This is a genomic window from uncultured Sulfitobacter sp., assembly GCF_947497275.1.
Lineage (GTDB): Bacteria > Pseudomonadota > Alphaproteobacteria > Rhodobacterales > Rhodobacteraceae > Sulfitobacter.
On sequence record NZ_CANMFS010000028.1, the window covers coordinates 1 to 5,910 of the forward strand.

The window sequence follows — 5,910 nt, forward strand, 5'->3', positions numbered from 1 at the left end:
CCGCGGACAGTAATCTGGCGGCAGAGCTTGATAAAATAACATAATCAGTATTACACACTACCACCTGTGGCCGCACAGCGATAATGACACCCTTCCGCAAAGTAGAAGTGTCACACTTCCCTATGATGCCGATCAACAGTGAATCGGGCGTTTGCATATATGATGACGACACTTCGCATCGGAAAGACAGGCGCATATGTTAGCGCATGACATTGCAAATACACCCGCACGTCAACTTGCCCTGACGTCATCCGGACGCTAGAAACGCGGCACCCGACGCCATTCCGCGGCCGGTCTCGCCGTTGCACGGCGGTTCGAAACAGACTGAGGATTCCCCGTTTTGCTCGACCAGATTGCTCTGCGCTCCGAACTTGCCGCATATTACGATCTCGCCCCTTCCACCAAGGTCGCAGACACGAATGCTCATCTTTATGCCAGGATGAGCCGGGTCGTGTCGCCCCCGGACTGGGCGATCTTCGCGCCGTATGTTGCGGCGATCAATACGCTGAAGAAACAGCGCAACGCGGTCATACTGGCGCATAACTACATGACGCCCGAAATCTATCATGGCATCGCGGACGTGGTGGGAGACAGCCTGCAACTGGCGATCGAGGCCACCCGGGTCGAGGCGGATGTCATCGTGCAATGCGGTGTGCATTTCATGGCCGAGACATCGAAGATCCTGAACCCCTCCAAGACCGTGCTGATCCCTGACATGGAGGCCGGCTGTTCGCTTGCCGAAAGCATCACCCCCGCGGGGATCGCGGAGATGCGCGCGAAATATCCCGGCGCGCCGGTGGTGACTTATGTGAACACCACCGCCGCCGTGAAGGCGGCGTCGGACATTTGCTGCACCTCATCCAACGCAGCGCAGATCGTGCGCGGTCTCGACAGTGACACTGTCATCATGACGCCCGACAAATATCTGGCGCAGAACATCGCAAAGCAAGTTCCGGAAAAGCGGATCGTCTGGTGGGACGGCGCCTGTATCGTGCACGAACAATACTCCGCGCAGGATCTGAAAGACTTTCGTGAGTGGAACCCCGACACCCGGATCATCGCGCATCCCGAATGTCCGCCAGACGTGGTGGCCGAGGCGGATTTTTCAGGGTCGACGAGCGGGATCATCGACTACGTGACGCAGCAGCGCCCGGAAAAAGCGATGCTTGTAACGGAATGTTCGATGGCCTCGAACATCTCGGACGCGCTGCCGGATGTGGATTTTGTCGGACCCTGCAACATGTGCCCTTACATGAAGAAAATCACGCTGGAAAAGGTGCTGTGGGCGCTGCACACGATGGAGGGCAAGGTCGAGGTTGATCCGGTCGTCGCCAACAAGGCGCGCATCGCCGTGCAGCGGATGATCGACCTCTCTGCCAAGGTGTCCGGATAGGTGATGACACCGATCGACACGTCCCGCGTGATTATCGTCGGGGCGGGGCTGGCCGCGCAATATGCTGCGCTGAAACTGGCCCCGCGCCCGGTCCTCATGCTCTCTCCGGAACCCCTGGGCGAAGGCGCGTCATCAAGCTGGGCCCAGGGCGGCGTGGCAGCAGCGATGGACCCGACCGACAGTCCAGATGCCCATGCGCGTGACACCGTCCTGGCAGGGGCGGGGACCGTGGACCGCAACGTCGCGCAATCGGTCACGGCCGAAGCGCGCGCGCACATCCTCGATCTGACCGGGCTTGGCGCCCCCTTTGACCGGACCGCCGAGGGAACCTATGTCCTGTCGCGCGAGGCGGCGCATAGTTCTGCCCGCGTGGTCCGGGTGCGCGGCGATCAGGCCGGGGCCGAGATCATGCGCGCTTTGGCGGTGCAGGTGCTCAAGGCGGACCATATTCAGGTGTTGGATGGGGTGATGGCCACGCGGCTGGAGGTTTCAGGCGGTCGGGTCATCGGTGTTGCGGTAGCGCAGTGTTCCGGCGGGCTGAGCAAAAGCATCACCCTGCGCGGTCCTGCGGTTCTGCTCGCAGGTGGCGGATCCGGCGGGCTTTTCGCCCTGACGACCAATCCGCCGCGCATCCGGGGGCAGGTGATCGGCATGGCCGCCCGCGCAGGGGCGCAGATCGCCGACGCGGAGTTCGTCCAGTTCCATCCGACTGCCTTGGCCTGCGGCCTCGATCCCGCGCCGCTGGCCACCGAAGCGCTGCGCGGCGAAGGCGCGACGCTGATCAACAGGCATGGCGAACGCTTCATGCGGGGCGCGCACCCGGATGCCGAACTCGCCCCGCGCGACATCGTGGCGCGCGCCGTCTACGCGCAGACGCAGGCCGGGCTGCAACCGGCGCTCGACACCCGGACTGCGATCGGGGTCAGGATCCTCACCGATTTCCCCGCCGTGGCCCAAGCCTGCCGTCTGGCGGGGCTGGATCCGGTGACGCAGCCGATCCCTGTGGCCGCCGCCGCGCATTACCACATGGGCGGCGTGGACACAGATATGACGGGGCAAAGTTCGCTCGCGGGGCTTTGGGCCTGTGGCGAGGTCGCCTCGACCGGGTTGCATGGGGCTAACCGTCTGGCCTCAAACGGGCTGTTGGAGGCGTTGGTCTACGGTCGCCGCTGCGCGCTGGCCATCGACGCGGCGCTGTCCGCCCCGCGCGACGCGCCAACGGTGACCTTGCCCGATCTACCTGAGGTCAATGGCCCCGATCCCGATCTGGTTGCACAACTGCGACAGACGATGACCGACGGCGTCGGCGTCATCCGCGACGCACAAGGCCTTTCAGACGCGCTGGCGCAGATCGCCCGGATCGAGGCCGCCCAGCCGGAGTGCGAGGCGCTGCACAACATGACCGCAACCGCGACGCTGATCGCTGCCGCCGCGCTTATGCGCCGCGAGAGCCGGGGCGCGCATTTTCGGTCGGACTACACCGAAGCAGCCGCCACCAGCGCGCGCTCGCGTCTTACCCTTGCCGACGCCCTGACCATCCGTGACGCCACCATCCGAAAGGAGCCCGCATGACCCAAAGCCCCCTGCCCGACTTGATCCTTGAACCGCTGGTCCGCGCCGCGTTGCTCGAGGATCTGGGCACTTACGGCGACATCACCACCCGCACGGTCATTCCCCCAGGTACTAGCTATACCGCGCGGTTGAATGCGCGCGAGGCAGGCGTTGTTTCGGGCCTCCAGATCGCCGCGCTGGCTTTCCGGCTGGTTGATCCGTCGCTGACGATCACCGCGCACAGGATGGATGGTGATGTGATCGCTGCGGGCGATCTGCTGATGCAGATCGACGGCGACGCAGCGTCGATCCTCTCGGCTGAACGGGTCGCGCTGAACCTGGCCGGGCGGCTTTCCGGCATTGCCACGCTCACGGCCGCTTTCGTGGCCGAAACCAGGGGCACCAAGACCCGCATCACCTGCACCCGCAAGACCACGCCGGGCCTGCGACTGGTCGAGAAACAGGCGGTGCTGCACGGAGGCGGGTTCAACCATCGCTTCAGCCTCTCGGACGCGATCCTGATCAAGGACAACCATATTGCTGCCGCAGGTGGCATCCGGCCCGTGCTGCAAGCCGTCAAGGCGCAGGCCTCGCACATGGTGCGCTGCGAGATCGAGGTCGACCGGCTGGACCAGCTTGCCGAAGTGCTGGACGAAGGCGGCGCGGATGTCGTGCTTCTGGACAACATGGACACGCAAACCCTTGTCGACGCGGTGAAAATGGCCGCCGGTCAGGTGGTGCTCGAAGCGTCGGGCAACATGCGGCTGGACCGTATCGCAGAAGTTGCCGCAACGGGGGTGGACTATATCTCGTCCGGGGCGCTGACCCATTCGGCGCAGACGCTCGACCTCGGATTGGATTTTTGATCAGAACGAAAATTACCGTTTGACGCCGTAAATCATAATAAAGTTGCGCTGCACTTGCACCTAACCGGCGGGGGCGATATTGGGACCCTGCCCTACCGAAGGACCAGAATGAGCCAATCCACCCCACAGAAAACCCTCACCGCATCGGACATCCGCGCGCGGAAAACGGGTGAACCCCTCGTCTGCCTCACCGCCTACACCACCCCCGTCGCCCGTCTGGCCGACACGGAGTGCGATCTGGTGCTGGTGGGCGACAGCGTCGGCATGGTGCTGCATGGCCTGCCCTCAACACTGGGTGTCACGATGGAGATGATGATCCTGCATGGCCGCGCCGTGGCCCGCGGGATCGAACGTGCGCTGATGGTCGTCGACATGCCGTTCGGCAGCTACGAAGAAAGCCCTGCGCAGGCTTTCCGAAACGCAGCCCGACTGATGGCTGAAACCGGCGCTGGCGCGGTAAAGCTTGAGGGCGGTCGGCATATGGCCGAAACGATCCGCTTCATCGTCGCGCGTGGCATTCCGGTGATGGCACACATCGGCCTGACCCCGCAGGCGGTGAACGCAATCGGAGGCTACAAGGTTCAGGGCAAGGGAGCCGATGGCGACCGGATCCGCGAAGATGCGCGCGCGGTGGCAGACGCCGGGGCTTTCTCGGTTGTGCTCGAAAAGGTGCCCGCTGCACTGGCCGACGAGATCACGGCGGATATCGCAATACCCACGGTCGGTATCGGAGCGTCAGCCGGGTGCGATGGCCAGATTCTCGTGATCGATGATATGCTCGGCCTCTTCGACGCCTTCAAGCCAAAGTTCGTCAAGCGCTATGCCCACCTCGCCGGAGATGCGACCGACGCGATCCGGGCTTATGCCGAGGAGGTCCGCAACCGCAGCTTCCCCGCCCCCGAACATGTCTTTGCAGACGAAAAGGCCGGCTCATGATAATTATCCGCACCAAGGCCGATCTGCGCCGCCTGACCGAAGGCTGGCGCCGCGCCGGAGAAACCATTGGCGTCGTGCCCACGATGGGCGCGCTGCACGCCGGGCATCTCAGCCTGGTCGAGGCTGCCTGCGCCGCGACCGACCGCGTTATCGTCACGCTGTTCGTGAACCCCAGACAGTTCAACAATCCCGCGGATCTGGCAAAATATCCCCGGACGGAAGAGAGCGACGGCGAGAAACTGAAACCCTACGGCGCCGACATCCTTTATGTTCCCGACGGCGCGCAAATGTACCCCGAAGGCTTCGCCACGACGGTTTCGGTGACCGGTGTCAGCGACGGGCTCTGCGGCGCCGCCCGCCCCGGTCATTTCGACGGTGTGGCCACGGTGGTGACCAAGTTGCTGCTGCAGACCGATGCGGATCAGGCTTTCTTCGGCGAGAAGGATTACCAGCAATTGCAGGTCGTCCGCCGCCTTGCCGAAGATCTTGACCTCAAGACCCGGATCATCGGCTGCCCGACGATCCGTGAAGGCGATGGCCTCGCCATGTCTTCGCGCAACCTTCGCCTCGACGGGAATGCCCGTGCGGTCGCGCCGGTCGTCCGCGAGGCACTATCGCGCGCCGCAGATTCGATCTGCGATGGGATACCTATCGCGATCGTGCTGCAAGACACACGGGCGCGCCTGACTGATGCAGGGCTAGGCGAGATCGACTATCTCGAACTCAGGGGTGATCCCGACCTCGCGATCCTCTCCACCGCCGACCGGCCCGCACGGATCTTCGTGGCCGCATGGCTCGACGGCGTGCGCCTGATCGACAATATCCCCGTTCCCGTGACAAGCCCGCAGGCAAGACATCTGGAAACCGCCGGATAAACCCGCCCCGGTTCAAGAAATCGCCTTCGCAAGGTCGCTGTGACGATTGGGAAGGTTCACGAGTTCGGCGGCAACAAGCTGGCCACCGCTTTTCAGATGTACCTCCAGGGACGGCGGATGCTGTGACGCATCGCTTTGCACCAGATCGTAACCGGCCGCTATTCCAATGGCCTGAACCTTCATGCCCTTGAGATCGGACCAAAACCGTGGCGGCACGGGGGCTGGGCGTTCCTTGTTACAGATGGCTGCTCCCGCAATCTGAGCCTGCGTGGTTGCATTGTGAACAGTT

General features: G+C 63.5%; 6 protein-coding genes. 5 read left to right on the forward strand and 1 reads right to left on the reverse strand.

Annotation, left to right across the window (positions count from 1 at the left end; translation table 11 throughout):
* Positions 1–340 precede the first annotated feature (340 nt).
* From nadA to panC, 5 genes are all read left to right on the forward strand, one after another.
* On the forward strand, positions 341–1,393 hold the full coding sequence (gene nadA / locus Q1A06_RS20645; protein ID WP_299568005.1) for a quinolinate synthase NadA: 1,053 nt from the start codon (positions 341–343) through the stop codon (positions 1,391–1,393).
* A 3-nt stretch (positions 1,394–1,396) separates the two neighbouring features.
* A complete protein-coding gene (locus Q1A06_RS20650) occupies positions 1,397–2,965 on the forward strand; it encodes an L-aspartate oxidase (protein WP_299568006.1) in 1,569 nt (522 codons plus the stop codon).
* Positions 2,962–3,810, forward strand: a complete 849-nt coding sequence (nadC, locus tag Q1A06_RS20655) for a carboxylating nicotinate-nucleotide diphosphorylase (protein ID WP_299568007.1) — start codon at positions 2,962–2,964, stop codon at positions 3,808–3,810. The genes Q1A06_RS20650 and nadC overlap by 4 nt, the downstream gene beginning before the upstream one ends.
* Before the next feature lie 108 nt (positions 3,811–3,918).
* Entirely contained in the window at positions 3,919–4,746 is an 828-nt protein-coding gene (gene panB, locus Q1A06_RS20660) for a 3-methyl-2-oxobutanoate hydroxymethyltransferase (protein WP_299568008.1), read from the forward strand.
* Complete coding sequence (gene panC / locus Q1A06_RS20665; RefSeq protein ID WP_299568009.1) at positions 4,743–5,621, forward strand: pantoate--beta-alanine ligase; 879 nt, start codon at positions 4,743–4,745, stop codon at positions 5,619–5,621. The genes panB and panC overlap by 4 nt, the downstream gene beginning before the upstream one ends.
* A 12-nt stretch (positions 5,622–5,633) precedes the next feature.
* Here panC and Q1A06_RS20670 read toward each other — a convergent pair.
* The coding region (locus Q1A06_RS20670) for an oxidoreductase C-terminal domain-containing protein (RefSeq protein WP_299568010.1) at positions 5,634–5,910 on the reverse strand (277 nt) is incomplete at its 5' end.

Bases quoted from the DNA above. Each gene is read 5' to 3' on its own strand.
- panB (WP_299568008.1), top strand. From the start codon at position 3,919: ATGAGCCAATCCACCCCACAGAAAACCCTCACCGCATCGGACATCCGC.
- nadC (WP_299568007.1), top strand. From the start codon at position 2,962: ATGACCCAAAGCCCCCTGCCCGACTTGATCCTTGAACCGCTGGTCCGC.
- Q1A06_RS20650 (WP_299568006.1), top strand. From the start codon at position 1,397: ATGACACCGATCGACACGTCCCGCGTGATTATCGTCGGGGCGGGGCTG.
- panC (WP_299568009.1), top strand. From the start codon at position 4,743: ATGATAATTATCCGCACCAAGGCCGATCTGCGCCGCCTGACCGAAGGC.